Below are 16,315 nucleotides of genomic sequence, written 5' to 3'. Positions count from 1 at the left end.
AAAAATACTAAATTAGTAATTAAATTTCATAAGAATGAGCTACAGGTATCCTAATTACAAATTCTGCACCTTTTCCTGGAACAGAAAAACAGCTAATTTGTCCCTGATGTTTTTCAACTATAGTTTGATAGCTTATAAATAATCCTAGTCCAGTACCTTTGCCCACTGCTTTAGTAGTGAAAAATGGATCAAATAGTTTTGAGTGAACTTCTTCATTTATCCCCAAACCATTATCAGCAATACTAACCATTATCCAATTTTCATCGATTATCTCAGTTTTAATTTCAATTTGGGGATTATTCATAGTTTGTGGATTTTCTGACCACTGACCATTGACCGCCGACGCCTCCAGCGCATCGATCGCATTAACAATAATATTCATAAATACCTGATTAAGTTGACCAGGGTAGCAAGTTACATTAGGTAGCTGACTATATTTTTTGATGACTTTGATTTCTGGGTACTCATGCCTAGCTTGCAGGCGATGCTCCAAAATCATTAAAGTATTATCAATGCCTTCATGGATATTAACTTTTTTAAGTTCTGCTTCATCCAGTCTGGAAAAGTTACGTAGAGATTTAACAATTTCCTGAATGCGCTGTGTTCCTACTTTCATTGACTGGAAGAGTTGAGTTATGTCTTGAATCAGAAAATCCAAGTCTATTTCTTTTACATACTCTTGGATTTCTGGAGGAGTATTTGGACAAAAATGTTGATAAGTTTGCACCAATTTTAGTAAATTCTGAGTGTATTCATGGGCGTGGTGAAGGTTTCCATGAATAAAACTGACGGGGTTATTAATTTCATGGGCAATACCAGCAACCATTTGTCCTAAACTAGACATTTTCTCAGCTAGGATAAGCTGAGTTTGGGTAAGTTGTAGTTCGTTTAGTGTTTCTTGTAAAGCAGTTGTACGTTCCTCAACCCGAATTTCTAGCTCTTGATTCACTTTCTTTAGTTCTTCCTCGGCCTGTTTACGTCTCTGAACTTCTTTTGCTAACTCATCAATTTTTTGGTTCAAAATAATGAAGTTACCGGTGGCTAAAGTTCTATTTTCTAAGCGTAAGAGAATTAAAGCTGAAGATTCAGGAGACCAAGGTTGAATAACTGCTCCTTGACTACGACATATTAACGTTTGTCCATCATTTTGTCGTAAAGTTAAGGAGCCAATAACCATTGCCCTGCTACTTGAACAAGCTTGCAGGTATTTTACAACATCATCAGCAGACTCAGTTACAAATTCAAAGAGCGTTCTTCCTTGCAGTTGCTGACGGCGGAACCCCAGCATATCTGCTACTGGTTGATTGGTAGCCAACAACAGACCATCACTACTCACTAAGAGTAAAGGTTCTGGTAAAACTCTAGCAAATTCAATAAATTGTTCAGGAGTCATGGGGATTCTAATTTCAGGGTTCGACTCTAATTTACATATCTGCACTCAAGCTTGTATCTTGGGGTTGATTTGATGGTAAAGGGTTTACACAGATTCTACTCCCCTAAAGTATTCTCGACCTTCTGCATCTTCTGCCTCTTCTGTAAGTTTTAAGTAAACAATAACTCTACATCCAGAACCACCCTGTGCTATGGTTTCTTGCAATTCTACTTTTGCATATCCCAGATTATTAGCTGCGATCGTTCCAAAAACGTTTGAAGTCATCATACACATGGCAGGGCGATTAACCACTTTTTCGGCAAATGGGCAGACACGATTGCCAAAAATAATTTTTTCTTCGTCCTGCTCAATCACATAAAAATCGCCTTGGATTCGTCTTTTTAAATCAATCAAGACATCAGCTACCTGCTGACGCGAAAGATTTGAGACTTCTAGGGCAGATTTGTAATCTTGGTTTAGCTGCGTAGCCATCCTTTCACCAACTACACTAATAAATCCAGAAGCTTCTTCTAAGCCAACTACATCCTGCAAAGTACCAGATAATTCTCTGATTAATGTACGTAAAAATATATCGCGTTCTAAAGAAAGATTAAGCGTAACCATTGAGTGGTTAAGTCCATTGGTCATAAATTTTGAGGACACAATTTGGGAACTACAGTTCTAGAGTTCCCCAAAATACATCTAAAATAACTGCTTAATCTTTTTCTTAAGAAAATTTGATTTTGCTTTTGTTTATAATAAATGGGAATGGTCAAAATACAGCAGTTTTATTTCGCATGAACAGGAGTTACGCAAATAATAGCCGCAACCCTTATTTTATTCTTATACCATTTCTTTGTGAGGCTGCGCCAAACCCTCTTAACTTCTTCTTTCTTTCTTTCTTTGTGTTCTTTGCGGACTTTGCGGTTCGTTTTTCTTTCTTGTACTTAAATATGGTTTAGCGCATCTTCATACAGAATTGGTATTAGGGCAATTTATTACGAATTATGAATCAAAAATTATCCGCTCACTATGGGCTGCTAGCAGATTGAACATTTATTTTTTCTAACATTAACTTGAATAATTAGTATATTTTTTAATTTAATAAATTGGAATGGTGATTATAAACTCAGAACCTTCCCCTAACACAGAATTTACTTTAAAAGTTCCTTTATGTTTTTGGACAATTATTTGATAGGCGATTGATAATCCTAATCCTGTTCCTTTTCCCACAGGTTTAGTTGTGAATAAATGGTCAAACATTTTTTGCTGAACATCAGATGATATACCCACGCCATTATCTTGAATCCGAATCATTGCGTGATTTGTATCTTCGATTAAAGCAGTATGAATTGTAATTTGATTGGGATTTACCTTGATTTTATCAAAACTCAGTCCATAGTTAGACTCTTCTAAAGCATCAATAGCATTTGCCAATAAATTCATAAATACCTGATTTAGTTGTCCTGGAAAACATTTTACCAGAGGCAATTCACCATAATTTTTAACTACTTGAATATTTGGACGAATCTTATTAGCTTTCAAACGGTGCTTGAGAATGATGAGAGTGCTTTCAATACCTTCGTGAAGGTTAAAAATAACTTTTTGTTCTGTATCTGCTCTAGAGAAAATTCGCAAGCTATCGCTAATGCTACAAATACGATCTGTGCCTTCTTTCATCGATGAAATTAGTTTAGGCAAATCCTCGCGCATATATTCAAGGTCAATCACTTCGATTGTTTTTTGAATTTCCTGAGATGCTTTAGGATAGGTCTGCTGATAAAGGTTTATCAGATGTAACAAATTCTCAATATACTCTTGAGCCGGAGTCAGATTACCTGCTATAAAGCTAACTGGGTTGTTAATTTCATGAGCTACATCTGCAACAAGGCTTCCCAAACTAGACATCTTATTCTGCATTATCTGAAGATTAAGAAGCATCATTTCTAGCTCATGGCTTCTTTCTTCTAAGTTATTTTGATATTCCTTTAATTCATCAATTACTGTCCTCAGCAAAAATTCTTTTTTTTTGTTTATATCTTCAAGTTTTATCCGGTCTGATTCAGAACGCTCCAATTGCTTTTGGATAATCCTATTCGCTTTTTTGAGTTCCTTAATTTCTTGTTGATAATCCACAATTTCCATCAGCTTCTACCGATTTCCCAAAATTAAAGTTACAAAAGTTTCATTGTGAAATTGCGTTTGGCTAATTCGATCTATAGGAGCAATCTCTCCATAAGAATAAAATCCACAGGCAGGTAAATAGCCAGCCAGACAAAGTTTTGTATTTTGGTATTCTTCTTGTGCTCTCGTACCAAGTATTTGCCGACGAGCTACACATGAAAAAAATAAAACAGCACTTGGTTCTGTGCCTGAATAATTATCTAAGGCATTCATGAATGATGCTTTTGAAGCTTCCAGAATATCTTCATAAGCTGCTTCTGAAATTTGAATAACTGCTTGATCGGGAATATCTCCAAAAAAGGTTATGCTACCAGATTCCTGATTGTAAGCAATAGGTGCTCTTATATAAAAATTTTCTCCATTCTGATCAAACACTGCTAGCGGATATTCCATTGAAGGAGGAAGCAAACCTAGATAATAATGATAAAAATTTAAAGCTGGCTTACCATCTATTTCATAGAGAATGTTTTTATCTACTTTAGTGACTTTGCTTGTTTGACCAATGGGATGCCAACCACTTGCAACAGCGTGAGAAAACAATATTGCGCCGGAAAAAAGCAGAATTGGTACAGAATCACTTAATACTTCTGTTTGAAAAAATTGATATGTATTTTGATATCTTGACTGATCGCCTGCCAAACCACCGAATATTGGCACATCTTGCCCAAGAGCTAGTTTTAAGCCATTCAATATAGACACACCACTAGTTGTGAGGCTCTCTGGGTGAGTTAAACATAGCTTTGGGGGTGCGGTACTTTTTGCTTTGGCTTGCTCGACAGCTTGTTTAGTTGCAGTAATTGGATCGTCTGAAACTTTACGTCCAACTCCTGCATAAATTTCAACTTCGTCTGAGCAAAATAACATTAAGGTGATTGAATCTTGCTGAAATTCTAAGACTGAAGATATTTCTCCATCTGTTGTTCCACCAATCAACTCAATCCCCGGAAAAGCCTGATAAATTTGCTGTAAAATCAGAGAATGTTCAAAGTCAATTGCAGCAAAAATAATCCCAGCTTTTGGTATATCTCCTGCAAGAAAACTGACACATTGCTGAATAACTTCTTCAACTGCCGATAAAGAATCTGGATCGTTACTGTGACCAACTACTGCCTTAAACATAAATTTATCTATATGGATGGATAATTATTTTTGCAATGATTTTCAAACGGGAAGCTTAATGATGAACTGGCGATCGCAGCTAAGTTACCTTTGTTTTATTGCGGACTGACTGACAAATTTTTAGCCTAACAATCCTATAGTTCCCAAAAACTCTGAGAACAGCAACATTTTCAGACTAAATTACTGTATGCGACCACGGGGGCGATCGCTATAATACTTTAGTTCGTTCTACAACAGCTTGGCTGCCGAAATATACTTAGGGCTTTTCAATCATCAAAATAGATATCTGACTGTTACATCGGGCATCTCTGGCAGATTAATTAAGCCCTCAATGAGCCTTCGGTTGAGATTTTATGTTAATTCTGCCATTGCTAACTGAATATCAGACTGGCTTGGATGTTCAGGAAACTCCACTCCCAAAAGTTTGAAAAAGGTTAGGGTCAAGTTTTGAGGCAGATTTTGTCAGCAGACCAAATAAGAAAAAAGCCTGCCGTTCTCCTTACATTAAGAGCAAACTACGGCAGGTTTAGTGGGTATTGGGCTGTTTTGCTAGACTGTCAACTTCTTCTTTTGCGAAGAAGCTGTGTTTTTACTCCGCTCAACATAAATTTGTGTTCGGGGAATTCAAAATTCAAAATTTCTAGAGGTGCAGATAATTGCTAGTTATTTTTTCCTGCTTTTGAATTTTGTTTTCAACGATGATTTGTCAACATAAGTATTTTTGAACTAACTATTTTTACCCGCTTTTAATCGGACACCCGTTACTATTAGGACTTACGCAAACAATGGCCGAAACCCTTTTTTCAGGTAGGGGCAATTCATGAATTGCCCCAGAGCGCGTATATTTTTGCGTAAGTCCTAACTATAAACGGGGTATTTTTGGCTGCGATAATAATAATGAGTACAAATGCTACTTGACTTTTTGTTTAATAAAGGTGACAACCTGAGTTAGCTGTTTTTTCAAGCCATCGATTTCAGCTTGCATCTTGACAATTTTCTCATTCAATGTACTAATTTCTGCGTTGGAGACTTCCCCGGCACTAGGGGTTGCGTTGCTTGCTGCCGTAGGCATCGCAGTATTTGCAGCACTAGGGGTTGCGTTGCTTGCCGCCGTAGGCATCGCAGTATTTACAGCACTAGGGGTTGCGTTGCTTGCCGCCGTAGGCATCGCAGTATTTGCGATGCTAGGGGCTGCTACCGTAGCAGTGGCTACACTAGAAGTTGCAACCGTGCCATTTTTGACAGCAACTGCTCCTACTGACACTAGTTCTGGGCGTGGCTGTTTCGCCTTGGTCATAGCTAACTTAATTGCGTTAATTAGTTGCTTCTGATCAAAAGGCTTACCCAGAAATTCAAAGTATTCAAAGGGTTCTGTGATTTTCTCAGTCACCTCTTCTTTGCGACCAGACATGATCACCAAAGGAATTTTCCTTAATTCCGGATCGGCTTGAACTTTCTGGAAAACCTCCCAGCCACTCATTTTAGGCAACAGGAAATCCAGCATAATCAGGCTGAGTTTTTCCTGAAGAATGAAATTTAGTCCTTCTAAACCGTCTTTTGCTTCCAGTACCTCAAAATTGCCCGGAGGCAACATTTCTCGTACTTTTACCCTGACAACTGTAGTGTCATCGATAACTAAAATTTTGTTGCTTGCCACGACTGTTTGCTCTAACAGAAACTTTAAGTGTAAATAGCGGTTTTGCCGATTGTCATTGAGAATTCCCCCACTATATACAAAATTTTTAGCAATTGGGGGATAGTATATTTCGGTATAAATGACATTGCTAGAGGTGTTTTGCAAAACTTTTGCTTATGCTGATTTCAATTTGTGTCATGGTGATATTTAAGGCTCTAGCTTTGTTCTAGGGCATAAAGGACATATTCAGGAGTGCTGAGTGCTGTTAGCGATAGCGGGGCGTTGAGCCAGTGCGATTATTACTTTTTTACTCTAAGCCGAGTTACTAGTCACTCAGCAGCGTTTCGGTGATACCGAGACATGGTGACTTCATTAAGAGCATCCCCGCGTCTATTCTTATCTATCATTTGTTAATTAACAGACCATCTATATCCGTATCTTGCTTAGATGTCTATGATTTCGTCACAACGAGCCGAACTAAAGTCTGAAATTACGGCACTGCCTAGCTGGTTACGTCGTCCTATTGCCAAAGCCAGTGAAATCTCTACCGTACAACGCATTATTAAGCAGGGCCAAATTCACACGATTTGCGAAGAAGGGCGCTGTCCCAACCGGGGAGAGTGCTATGCCCAAAAAACTGCAACTTTTTTACTAATGGGTTCTACATGCACACGCTCTTGTGCTTTTTGTCAAGTAGATAAAGGTCATGCACCAATGCCTCTTGATTTAGAAGAACCCCAAAAAGTAGCCGAGGCGGTGCAGCTTTTGGGATTGCGTTATGTGGTGCTGACTTCTGTAGCCCGTGATGACTTGCCCGATCAGGGCGCAGGGCATTTTGTGGAGACGATCGCAACTATCCGCCAATTAAACCCAGAGACTCAAATTGAAGTGCTGACCCCTGATTTTTGGGGTGGTGCTGGTGTTGGTGAATCAGGTCAACGCCAGCGAATAGCCATGATTGTAAAAGCTAAACCGGCTTGTTTCAATCACAATATCGAGACAGTGAAACGGTTAACAGGGCCAGTGCGCCGGGGAGCGAAGTACGATCGCTCCTTGTCGGTACTAGCTATGGTCAAAGAAATCGATCCGACAATTCCCACCAAATCAGGTTTAATGCTGGGACACGGAGAAACACTTGATGAAATCGTTGAAGCAATGGCTGATCTAAGGGCTGTGGGGTGCGATCGCTTGACTATCGGGCAGTATATGCGTCCAACTCTTGAACATTTGCCAGTCCAAAAATATTGGACTCCAGAGGAATTTGATCAAGTTGGCAGATTAGCATGGGAAATGGGGTTCAACCATGTTCGTTCTGGGCCTCTGGTTCGCAGTTCCTATCATGCTGGAGAGGAGGGAGTGGGGAATCGGGGATGAGGGGGATGAGGGGGATGAGGGAGCAGGGAGCAGGGAGCAGGGGGAAATATTCCTCTCCTGCTGCACCCTTCTAAGATCCCCTCTGCCTAATCCCCAGTCTCCAATCCCCAATTCCCAATTCTTAACTTCACACAAATATTCTTGAAGAATTTGAATATTTGGTACACCAGTTTGGTATTTCTTAAAAAGTCCTGATATTAGGAGAATCGCATTATGACTGCAAAAACGACGAAGAATTCCCCAGTTGCCGATAGTGGAGCTAAACCTCCCTACGCCTTTCGCACAGGCTGGGCATTGTTCTTGTTAGCTATCAATTTTTTGGTAGCAGCTTACTATTTCCACATTATTGAGTAGTTAGAAGTGGGTGGTGCTGCTCAAATCGTTCCTTTGAATAAACCTTTGGGACGAATGAGCAGCACCAAAATCATGATTAACAGTGCTACACCCTGTTTATACTGTGAACCCAGCCAAGGGGTACTGATTTCTTGGACTATGCCAATGATAAAAGCTGCTGCGATCGCACCGTAAGGGTTGCCAATCCCACCAAGTATTACTGAGGCAAATAAAGGTAAAATTAAAAACCATCCCATATTCGGACGCACGGCTGTAATCAACCCATACATACTGCCGCCCAATGATGTAAGAGTACCAGCAATTACCCAAGTCCATAAAATAACTCGGTCAACATTGATACCTGAAACCCTGGCTAAGTCCAGATCGTCAGCAACTGCTCGCATCGCCTTACCAATTTTGGTATTTTGCAGCAGGTAATGCAGTGCCAAAATTGCTAACACCGCCAAACCCAATACTAGTAATTGATTTTGCGGCACCTTTAAACCCGCGATGTCTAAAGCTGGCGTCACAGGTAAATTATAATTTTGGTTCTTGCCACCCCAGATAAAAATAATGCCGTTGCGAAGAAATAAGGCAAGTCCGATAGAAATAATAATCAGCGTAGTGGAAGTAGCACGGATAGAGCGCATCTTTGACCACAGTAACTTTTCCGATAACAGCATTGCTGCTACTGTTCCTACCGCCCCCAGGATCATCGACAGCCAAATATTGACTCCAATAGTGTTTATCAGCCAGGTCAGGTAGGCTCCTAGAGTGAGAAAATCACCATGAGCAAAGTTAGATAGCCGTAAAATTCCGTAGGTAAGAGTGAGTCCGACTGCTGCTAGAGCAATAATGCTCCCCACCGCAATCCCATTAACGATTAATTGGGCGAATTGTGCATCCATAAGCCTTAAGTTGCTTTAAAAAATTTACGTCAGTGGTTTGTATAATAATTTTTTTTAGAATAGCTGCTAAATTGAACATCATAAGTTATGGTTTATAACAACATAAGTTATGGTTTATAAATAAAAAAGAATTGTCCGTTAATATACATAGAATCCTTTTCGGATTCTTATGCGAAGTTAAACTAGTTCAACTGTCTAGTTGACCATGCAGCAGTACTCAAGCTTACCAGACCAGAACTCACAGATAGATGCAAGGCCAAAACCTTTGACAACAATTGAGCAACTTCGGGCCGAGTTGTGGCTGGAGACCAGCTTGAACCAGTTGCAAAGTCGCCTTAATGACTGCCTGCTTTCTGCTTGTAACACTGTCCCAGAGGCAGGAGCCGCAGAAGCAGAAATTCTCCAAACTGTGGTTAACGAGATTAACAGTGCTGTTCACAGCAGTAATTTGGCGCTTACAGATTGTGCCGTAGGCATCGCTTTGTTTGAACCACAAGAAACTGTTGCCACAGTTTGCTATGTTTCTTGTTCTGTATCCCCAAACTCACAACCTTTATTTCTAGAATTGCTGACAGCAGAAAAGAAGCTGCTGTTGAGATTGCAAGAGGTCATAGAACTCGAAGATTTGCAGCAGCTTGAAAATCAACAACCACCGAGCGCTTGGCGGTTAGCTGATGATTCTGGCAACGTCATGGGCTGGCTAATTATTGCCGCAGCGCCCTTAAACTCTGCTGGTGATTCGCTGATAAAATCACTTGCTCAACTCAGTGAGCAATTGATGGCAAGGTCTGCCAAGCATTGTACAACAGCCTTGGTACAACTTAGACACATTCTATTTTGGCAGCAACGGTATCAACAATTAAGTAACTCTAATCAACAATTGGAGCGTACCAATCAACTCAAAAATCAGTTTTTGGCAAACACCAGCCACGAAATTCGCACACCGCTTAATTCCATTATTGGGTTTACCAACCTGCTATTGACCCCAGGGTTTGAACCAACTAAAGAAAGCCAGCATAAGTATTTAAATATTATTCAGTCTAGTGGCAAGCACTTGCTAGCTCTGATTAATGATATTTTGGATCTCTCTAAAATTGAAGCAAATCAGATGGAAGTGCAGTGGGAAACAATTGATGTGCCAATACTATGTAGCAATGTTTTCGCAATGATGAAAGAGCAAGCCGCTGAGAAGGGTTTGACACTCCGTCTAAAACTTGACCCCGATATCACAACCCTAGTAGCTGACTCCTTACGGCTCAAGCAAATGCTGTTGAATTTACTCTCCAACGCCCTAAAGTTCACCAGCGAAGGAAATGTTGGCTTAGAGGTTGTTCCCAAAGGTCTATTTGTGCATTTTACAGTTTGGGATACTGGCACTGGCATTTCCCAAGAAGACCAGGCTCAACTGTTTGAACCCTATTTCCAAATTGCCAAGGCTGTCGCTAGTGGTGAAGGTACTGGTTTGGGTTTAGCAATGACTCAGAAATTCGCCCAAATTCACGGTGGTTCCGTGAAAGTGGAATCTGAAGTAAATTGCGGTTCTTGTTTTACCCTTGTACTTCCCTTTAAGCAGGAGGCGGGAGTGGGGGGAGATGAGGGAGCAGGGGAGGCAGGGGAGGCAGGGGAAGCAGGGGAAGCAGGGGAAGCAGGGGAAGCAGCAAAAGCAAAATACTTCTCATCTCCTTTGCCTTTTATCCCTAGTTCTTCTGTAGATATTTTACTGGTAGAAAATGACTTACCCAACGCTAATTTGATGCAAATTTATCTACGTGAATTGGGATATCAGGTGACTTGGGTTAAGAATGCTGCCGAGATGTGGGAAGCTTTAGCACAATTAGACCCAGTGTTGATTTTGATGGATGTTCATCTGGCAGATGGAAATGGTCTGAAGTTGGTACAGCAGCTGCGAGAAAATGGGCAATATGGAACTATTCCGGTAATTGTTCAAACAGCAATGGCAATGAAAGGCGATCGCGAAATTTGTCTAGCCGCTGGAGTAAATGACTATATTTCTAAACCAATTGATTTACCACTTTTAGCCCGTCTGGTGGCTAAATACAGTAAAGCACCAAGCTTGGTTGATGGGGAGTAGGGAGCAGGGGACAAGAGGGAGAATAAAAAATTAGCTCTTTCTCCTCTACTCCCAGCAATAACTGCCTCTTCCCAATGTCCCATGCCCAATAAGTAATGACTAAAATAGAAAGTGTTGGGTGCTATAGGTTTGGGCAGGATTGGGAAATGATGCTGACAGAAAAATTTGAGCAATTAAAAGCTTTATTTCAAGAAATGGAGCAGGCGTTGATTGCCTACTCTGGGGGCGTTGATAGTACTTTGGTTGCCAAAATTGCTTATGATGCGTTGGGCGATCGCGCTTTGGCTGTTACGGCTGTTTCTCCTTCGCTGTTACCAGAAGAGTTGGAAGACGCGAAAATTCAAGCCGCAACTATTGGGATTGGGCATAAAATCGTCCAGACTCACGAGATGGAAAATCCCAATTACACCTCTAACCCGGTTAATCGCTGTTATTTTTGCAAAAGTGAGTTGCACGATACTCTCAAACCTTTAGCTTTAGAGTTGGGTTATCCCTACGTGGTGGATGGGGTAAATGCCGATGATTTGCATGATTATCGCCCAGGAATTCAAGCGGCGAAAGAAAGAGGGGCGCGATCGCCTTTAGCAGAAGTTGGTCTTACCAAAGTTGAAGTTAGACAACTTTCGCAACAACTCGGTTTACCTTGGTGGGATAAACCCGCTCAACCTTGTCTGAGTTCCCGGTTTCCTTACGGTGAAGAGATTACTGTCGCTAAGTTGCAACGCGTTGGTAGAGGAGAAATTTTCTTAAGAAAGCTGGGTTGGCAGAATTTGCGCGTGCGATCGCAAGGGGATACAGCACGCATTGAATTACCACCAGAACAAATTAAAGAGTTTGTATTAACTAACGATTTACAAACATTAGTTGACGCATTTCAAGATTTTGGATTTATCTACGTAACTTTGGATTTAGAAGGTTATCGCAGTGGGAAGTTAAATCAGGTTTTGAATCAAGAAGCCTTGGGCGTTAAACTATAGCATTTTCCTGGACTGTAGACACGGTTGTGCTGTTTTCACCTACCTCACTATGGGTGTTTGGTTGATTTCATTCCACCTGCTGATCTTCACAAGCATCGAGGCGAGAGAAAAAATAACTAAATAGTCTTCCTGACTCAGCCAGAACCGGGATGAAAGCATAAGTCTTCCCAAATGCATCTATTCTCCAGAACGGTTTAAAGAAGCCGAAGACTGGGAGATGTCCTTCAGGAGCTTCTTTGGAGAAGATCAGTTCATGATCACCAAGCGTGCGGTTTAGTGATTGCCATCCTATACGGTCACTGAAGTATTCAAAGCTTTCAGCATCTGCCACAGTGTCATTTCCATACACCAAAGCCATCATTATCATTACATGATTTTTGGGTTTGGTGACTCTAACATTTTGCCAGATGCGCTTTTGGATACTAAAGCCAAAGCGTCCACTGCTATATTTTACCCAAAGTTGGTCAATAGTACGTAAGTCTGTACAAGGAAAGTTGTTGATGAATTTGTCATCTAGCCACCCCTCTTTTTCTCTATCAGCTGCTTTGAGCATGAGTGCAATAGTTTCTCGATTCGCCTCTTTCCACTGTCCCGCTTCCAATAAATCTCGCAGTTGTGTATAGTATATATCACGATTTTTTTTTTACAAACTGGTATTGACCCTTGTGAAAGATTTTCCATTTCAATTGCAACCATACCTTCATCAAAGGCTCGTTGAAACATATCTTGATTGCCTGAAGTTTTATAACCCAGACCATCATAAAATCCTTTAGCAAACTCAATTGCTGCACTGTCTTGGATTGGGTTATTCATGCCAATCACATAATTAATGTATTGGCTAATTGCCACAGAAGGTTTTTCTGAATAACAAGCGTTAAGCAGTACACATTTAACATAATCAGCGTGCAACTTAAACAGAGATGCTAAACCTTCTGGTGCGACTGGCTTATTGTTTCCCCCATCATCTTCTAACAGTAAGCTACCATCTTTCTCACCATGCCCACAAAAATGAACAATCTGAGGTTGTTCTTCCGCGATAGCTCTGCGAATATCTTGAGGACGTACAGCGGTTATAATCTTAATTTCAAATAAATCTCGATTGGTGGCTCTTTGTATAGCTGACTCAATTTCCCGAATCTCTTTATCTAAACGCAGACCGTGGGGAATTGCTGCTAAAATCAATATTTTTTGCGGCTGATTACTTTGTTTCTGGGGAATGTTAAGTGAGGAAACAGAAGGTGTTTCTGGAGCGTGATTTGGCAATAGTTCTTCGACAATAGCTCTCAGTCGTTGGTTTCCATAATTATATTCAGAAGCCTTACGAACTAAATCTTCAACCCATCCTTGAGAATTTGCTACTTTTATTAATTCAAAAACAACGGTTTTTAAATTCCCTACTCCGCCTACTTCGTTTAAATTTTTATTTAGCTTAAACCATAACATCTGCTCTAATGAAGATTTATCAGGAAAGGCATCAGTCAAAGCATTAGATAGTTTTTCAAACTGTTCACCAGATAATCTCATTTTTTTTCTTACCTATACATACAACTAGAATAATTACTGAATCCAACTATTACGACTTAGCTATTTTGTCATTAGAGACGGCACTAGACCCAAGCCCTGAACTGTTGAAGCTATAAATTTACGCTTTGCTGAACCTTTTAATTGAAATGCTGTGTGTTTCAATAGTTTTTTAAGCGAATCTGTTAATACTATAGACACCCCTACTGCACCCAAAATTTGAACTATCATTACTAAATTTACTACAAAAGAGGCAGTCAGGAAGCAGCCGTTGGCTGCGCCCTGACTCCCCCATAATAGTGATTATCATTATTTATGCTGGAATGTTTTATTTTTTGGAAGTCCCTATGGTGATGCGATCGCTCCAAGTGACGCCAGCACGATCGCTCAATTTCCACGTTGAGTTAGCTTGTATTCTATCTGCTGTAGTGCCGATCGCCACACATCATAACCCTCTTGAGATAGGTGCAACCCATCTGTGGTCAACTCTGGGCGCAAATTGCCTTCCATATCGGTAAACCAACTATAAATATTTAGATAATTAGCCCCTTCTTGTTTGGCAATCTGGGTTAGTTGTGTGTTTATGTGACGAATGCGGCTATTGGAAAGTTTTGCTAGGCGAGTAGGCAAAATTGATTCGACAATGATTTGAGCTTTTGGGTGAGTCTGCCGTAAACGACGGATAATCCGGCGATAATTACGCAAAATTGTGTCATCACTAGCACCTTTGCGTAAGTCGTTAATCCCAGCCATGACGTAAATCACATCAGGCCGCGTTGCGGAAAATGCCCCCAATCTTTTTAAAACACCACTGGAAGTATCTCCAGATATACCTTGATTCAGCCATAATTTCCCAGTAGGCAGTTTTTCTCTAGGAAACCACATGCTCAAAGAATCACCAACTAAGATACTTAGATGATTTGCACCTTGACCTTGAGCGATCGCTCTTGCTTCTAAAGCTAATAAAGTTTTCCAGTCATCATAAGTTAATTGACGTTTCTTGATTGACTCCCACAATGATTGCAAATTATCACTATCTACGCGCGTATAAATCTGACCTGTTTTCAGAGCCGCCAATCTTTGGTAGTAAAGTTGATTCCCAGATGTCAATGAAAGACCACTTGCTTGGGGGCTGGGGTTGAGTGATGACTCTGTTGGGGCTGGTAATCCTTGACTACTGACTTCTGGTAGGCTCTTAATGTTTTTCTCACCTGCTGTTAGCTGCAAACTTTTTAGGGGTTGGAACGCTTGGCCTCTGAGTTCTGGTAAGGAGATATCAACGCTATTGATAATTTTTGTACTGACTATTGCCGGAGAACGCTGTTTTAAATCCCACAGGGATCTAGAATTTTCTGGCAGGACAATCGACAAATGTGGAAGAGTCAATGCTGGTATTGCTAATACTGTTAACAAGCCTGCTGCCAACAGATAAGAGTCCCTCATCGCTTTGTCTCTCCTCTACTCACTGCTTTTCCCTATGACAGCATTAGTTACCTGTATTCAGGAAAATTTTACTTCGGTTAAGTTATTATTCTTATTTAAACTGTATAGTTCTGTAAAGCGTGTTAACGAGATTATATTAGACAATTCACGATCTCTTTAAATTACGGCTTTCCCGGTGGTATACAAATTTTATTTTTGAGGATATTTATACTGAAAGCCCTATTTTCACAAGCCGACTATTTTTTATAACTCAGTCACCACAAATATTGCAAGTGTGTAAAAACTCGGCAATTAGTAGGTGATTTTTGAGTATCTCAGGAGAGAGGTTTTAGTTTTTGCCGTTGCTAATATAATAAATAACCATTTTATTTCAGGTTTAAAAATTTCAGTTAGTTGTGGCGATCGCATGAGACTTTACTAGAACATAGAAAAGATTTGGGATAACTACTGTAGAGTTATTTATAGCACTGTTAGACACTATACCCGTTATTTTGGGATAATAAAAATTAAATTTATTGTCATTCAAAAGTAGGCTCTTACCAATGGGTCATAGTTGACTGAGGTTTTGATATAAATTGTCCATTTGTGGGACAATGACCTGCACTTAGAAGGTTATTCTCTACATACTAATTTACAATTAATGTTTACTTATTGAAGTATGAGTTGAAACACATTTAAATTAAGTTTTAACTATAGAAAATAACTTCATGGGAGGTGCTAAGATTTAGGCTTAATCATTAGTGTTTTCCTTTTATTCCGTGGCTAGAGCTAGTACAGCGATTGGTGTGAGTCCCATTATTAAAGAGATTGTGCAAAAACAGGCACATTCGACACGTTTGACCCTGAAAGAAGTTATTTTCATGGGGATGTTAGCAATTGATAAACTAGACGATCCAGGTCGTCAAGAGTTAGCAGATCAAGTTCATCAAATGCAGGTGAATGGAGAAATTTAAGGAGTTAGGAGTTAGGAGTTATAAATTTTAACTCCTGAGTCCCGACTCTTGACTTAATTTGATTATTGACTAAAACGATAACGACTTCCCATTACATAATCTTCGTTAATTTCAAAGGATATTCATTGGCGTTGCAAAGTCTGTGCCACAAACCCACTTGTGTTAGAGCTTTTTAATTTTAAAAGTTATTTTTTTAACGCAGAGGAACACAGAGGGAAACGCAAAGTAACGCAGAGGAGTATATTTATTCAAAAGCTACCTGTATTCTTGATTTCCTATAAAAGCGATCATTGCGTTCGCCGGATTCGCGTCTGTATGTCGTCTGCCACTACAAGACAACCTTTCAACTTTTCTAAAGATTGCTCCCGTACAACACGAGACAAAATTTCTAGCACTGCTTGAC

Annotated in this window: 14 protein-coding genes and 1 pseudogene; 5 read left to right on the top strand and 10 right to left on the bottom strand. The window is 40.0% G+C overall.

All coding sequences use genetic code 11. The features are described from left to right. Window positions 1-19: 19 nt before the first annotated feature. The 5 genes from V7K73_RS21725 to V7K73_RS21705 form a co-directional block, all read right to left on the bottom strand. Window positions 20-1,393, bottom strand: a complete 1,374-nt coding sequence (locus V7K73_RS21725; RefSeq protein WP_334882927.1) for an ATP-binding protein — start codon at window positions 1,391-1,393, stop codon at window positions 20-22. A gap of 84 nt (window positions 1,394-1,477) precedes the next feature. After that, the gene (locus tag V7K73_RS21720) at window positions 1,478-2,020 is read right to left on the bottom strand and encodes a methanogen output domain 1-containing protein (RefSeq protein ID WP_334882925.1); all 543 of its coding nucleotides are present in this window, start codon (window positions 2,018-2,020) and stop codon (window positions 1,478-1,480) included. Between the two features lie 453 nt (window positions 2,021-2,473). Continuing rightward, window positions 2,474-3,517 carry a sensor histidine kinase gene (locus V7K73_RS21715; RefSeq protein WP_334882923.1) on the bottom strand — a complete coding sequence of 348 codons (1,044 nt, stop codon included), beginning with the start codon at window positions 3,515-3,517 and terminating at the stop codon, window positions 2,474-2,476. A gap of 6 nt (window positions 3,518-3,523) precedes the next feature. Continuing rightward, window positions 3,524-4,675 carry an FIST signal transduction protein gene (locus tag V7K73_RS21710; protein ID WP_334882922.1) on the bottom strand — a complete coding sequence of 384 codons (1,152 nt, stop codon included), beginning with the start codon at window positions 4,673-4,675 and terminating at the stop codon, window positions 3,524-3,526. 910 nt (window positions 4,676-5,585) lie between these two features. Further along, window positions 5,586-6,332, bottom strand: a complete 747-nt coding sequence (locus V7K73_RS21705) for a response regulator (protein ID WP_334882980.1) — start codon at window positions 6,330-6,332, stop codon at window positions 5,586-5,588. 432 nt (window positions 6,333-6,764) lie between these two features. Between V7K73_RS21705 and lipA the strand changes: the two genes are divergently transcribed. Continuing rightward, entirely contained in the window at window positions 6,765-7,685 is a 921-nt protein-coding gene (lipA, locus tag V7K73_RS21700; protein WP_334882978.1) for a lipoyl synthase, read from the top strand. A gap of 213 nt (window positions 7,686-7,898) precedes the next feature. Continuing rightward, window positions 7,899-8,039 carry a photosystem I protein PsaX gene (locus V7K73_RS21695; protein ID WP_334882921.1) on the top strand — a complete coding sequence of 47 codons (141 nt, stop codon included), beginning with the start codon at window positions 7,899-7,901 and terminating at the stop codon, window positions 8,037-8,039. 20 nt (window positions 8,040-8,059) lie between these two features. Here V7K73_RS21695 and V7K73_RS21690 read toward each other — a convergent pair whose 3' ends face one another. Beyond that, a complete protein-coding gene (locus V7K73_RS21690; protein WP_334882919.1) occupies window positions 8,060-8,926 on the bottom strand; it encodes a branched-chain amino acid ABC transporter permease in 867 nt (288 codons plus the stop codon). Between the two features lie 205 nt (window positions 8,927-9,131). Between V7K73_RS21690 and hrmK the strand changes: the two genes are divergently transcribed. Together hrmK and larE are read left to right on the top strand one after the other, a co-directional pair. Beyond that, window positions 9,132-11,018 (top strand): hybrid histidine kinase/response regulator HrmK, encoded by a 1,887-nt coding sequence (gene hrmK, locus V7K73_RS21685; protein WP_334882917.1) that lies wholly within the window; start codon window positions 9,132-9,134, stop codon window positions 11,016-11,018. A 146-nt stretch (window positions 11,019-11,164) separates the two neighbouring features. Beyond that, entirely contained in the window at window positions 11,165-11,995 is an 831-nt protein-coding gene (gene larE, locus V7K73_RS21680; protein WP_334882976.1) for an ATP-dependent sacrificial sulfur transferase LarE, read from the top strand. A 67-nt stretch (window positions 11,996-12,062) separates the two neighbouring features. Here larE and V7K73_RS21675 read toward each other — a convergent pair whose 3' ends face one another. From V7K73_RS21675 to V7K73_RS21665, 3 genes are all read right to left on the bottom strand, one after another. Further along, the gene (locus tag V7K73_RS21675; RefSeq protein ID WP_334882915.1) at window positions 12,063-12,596 is read right to left on the bottom strand and encodes a GUN4 domain-containing protein; all 534 of its coding nucleotides are present in this window, start codon (window positions 12,594-12,596) and stop codon (window positions 12,063-12,065) included. Further along, window positions 12,509-13,519, bottom strand: coding sequence for an effector-associated domain EAD1-containing protein (locus tag V7K73_RS21670; RefSeq protein ID WP_334882913.1), 1,011 nt, complete (start codon window positions 13,517-13,519; stop codon window positions 12,509-12,511). The genes V7K73_RS21675 and V7K73_RS21670 overlap by 88 nt, the downstream gene beginning before the upstream one ends. A gap of 384 nt (window positions 13,520-13,903) precedes the next feature. Next, window positions 13,904-14,959 (bottom strand): SGNH/GDSL hydrolase family protein, encoded by a 1,056-nt coding sequence (locus V7K73_RS21665; RefSeq protein ID WP_334882911.1) that lies wholly within the window; start codon window positions 14,957-14,959, stop codon window positions 13,904-13,906. Between the two features lie 740 nt (window positions 14,960-15,699). Here V7K73_RS21665 and V7K73_RS21660 point away from each other — a divergent pair. Next, window positions 15,700-15,912 carry a hypothetical protein gene (locus V7K73_RS21660; RefSeq protein WP_334882909.1) on the top strand — a complete coding sequence of 71 codons (213 nt, stop codon included), beginning with the start codon at window positions 15,700-15,702 and terminating at the stop codon, window positions 15,910-15,912. A 62-nt stretch (window positions 15,913-15,974) separates the two neighbouring features. Here V7K73_RS21660 and V7K73_RS21655 read toward each other — a convergent pair. Next, window positions 15,975-16,079 (bottom strand): annotated as a pseudogene (locus V7K73_RS21655) (site-specific DNA-methyltransferase); the annotation flags it as partial. Window positions 16,080-16,315: the final 236 nt, after the last annotated feature.

Source organism: Nostoc sp., assembly GCF_036916975.1.
Lineage (GTDB): Bacteria > Cyanobacteriota > Cyanobacteriia > Cyanobacteriales > Nostocaceae > Nostoc.
Note: the sequence above shows the minus strand (reverse complement) of the source record. Positions and strands in the feature narration are given on the sequence as shown.

Bases quoted from the DNA above. Each gene is read 5' to 3' on its own strand.
- V7K73_RS21710 (WP_334882922.1), bottom strand. From the start codon at position 4,675: ATGTTTAAGGCAGTAGTTGGTCACAGTAACGATCCAGATTCTTTATCG.
- larE (WP_334882976.1), top strand. From the start codon at position 11,165: ATGATGCTGACAGAAAAATTTGAGCAATTAAAAGCTTTATTTCAAGAA.
- V7K73_RS21665 (WP_334882911.1), bottom strand. From the start codon at position 14,959: ATGAGGGACTCTTATCTGTTGGCAGCAGGCTTGTTAACAGTATTAGCA.
- lipA (WP_334882978.1), top strand. From the start codon at position 6,765: ATGATTTCGTCACAACGAGCCGAACTAAAGTCTGAAATTACGGCACTG.
- V7K73_RS21725 (WP_334882927.1), bottom strand. From the start codon at position 1,393: ATGACTCCTGAACAATTTATTGAATTTGCTAGAGTTTTACCAGAACCT.
- V7K73_RS21695 (WP_334882921.1), top strand. From the start codon at position 7,899: ATGACTGCAAAAACGACGAAGAATTCCCCAGTTGCCGATAGTGGAGCT.
- V7K73_RS21670 (WP_334882913.1), bottom strand. From the start codon at position 13,519: ATGAGATTATCTGGTGAACAGTTTGAAAAACTATCTAATGCTTTGACT.
- V7K73_RS21690 (WP_334882919.1), bottom strand. From the start codon at position 8,926: ATGGATGCACAATTCGCCCAATTAATCGTTAATGGGATTGCGGTGGGG.
- V7K73_RS21720 (WP_334882925.1), bottom strand. From the start codon at position 2,020: ATGACCAATGGACTTAACCACTCAATGGTTACGCTTAATCTTTCTTTA.
- V7K73_RS21715 (WP_334882923.1), bottom strand. From the start codon at position 3,517: ATGGAAATTGTGGATTATCAACAAGAAATTAAGGAACTCAAAAAAGCG.
- hrmK (WP_334882917.1), top strand. From the start codon at position 9,132: ATGCAGCAGTACTCAAGCTTACCAGACCAGAACTCACAGATAGATGCA.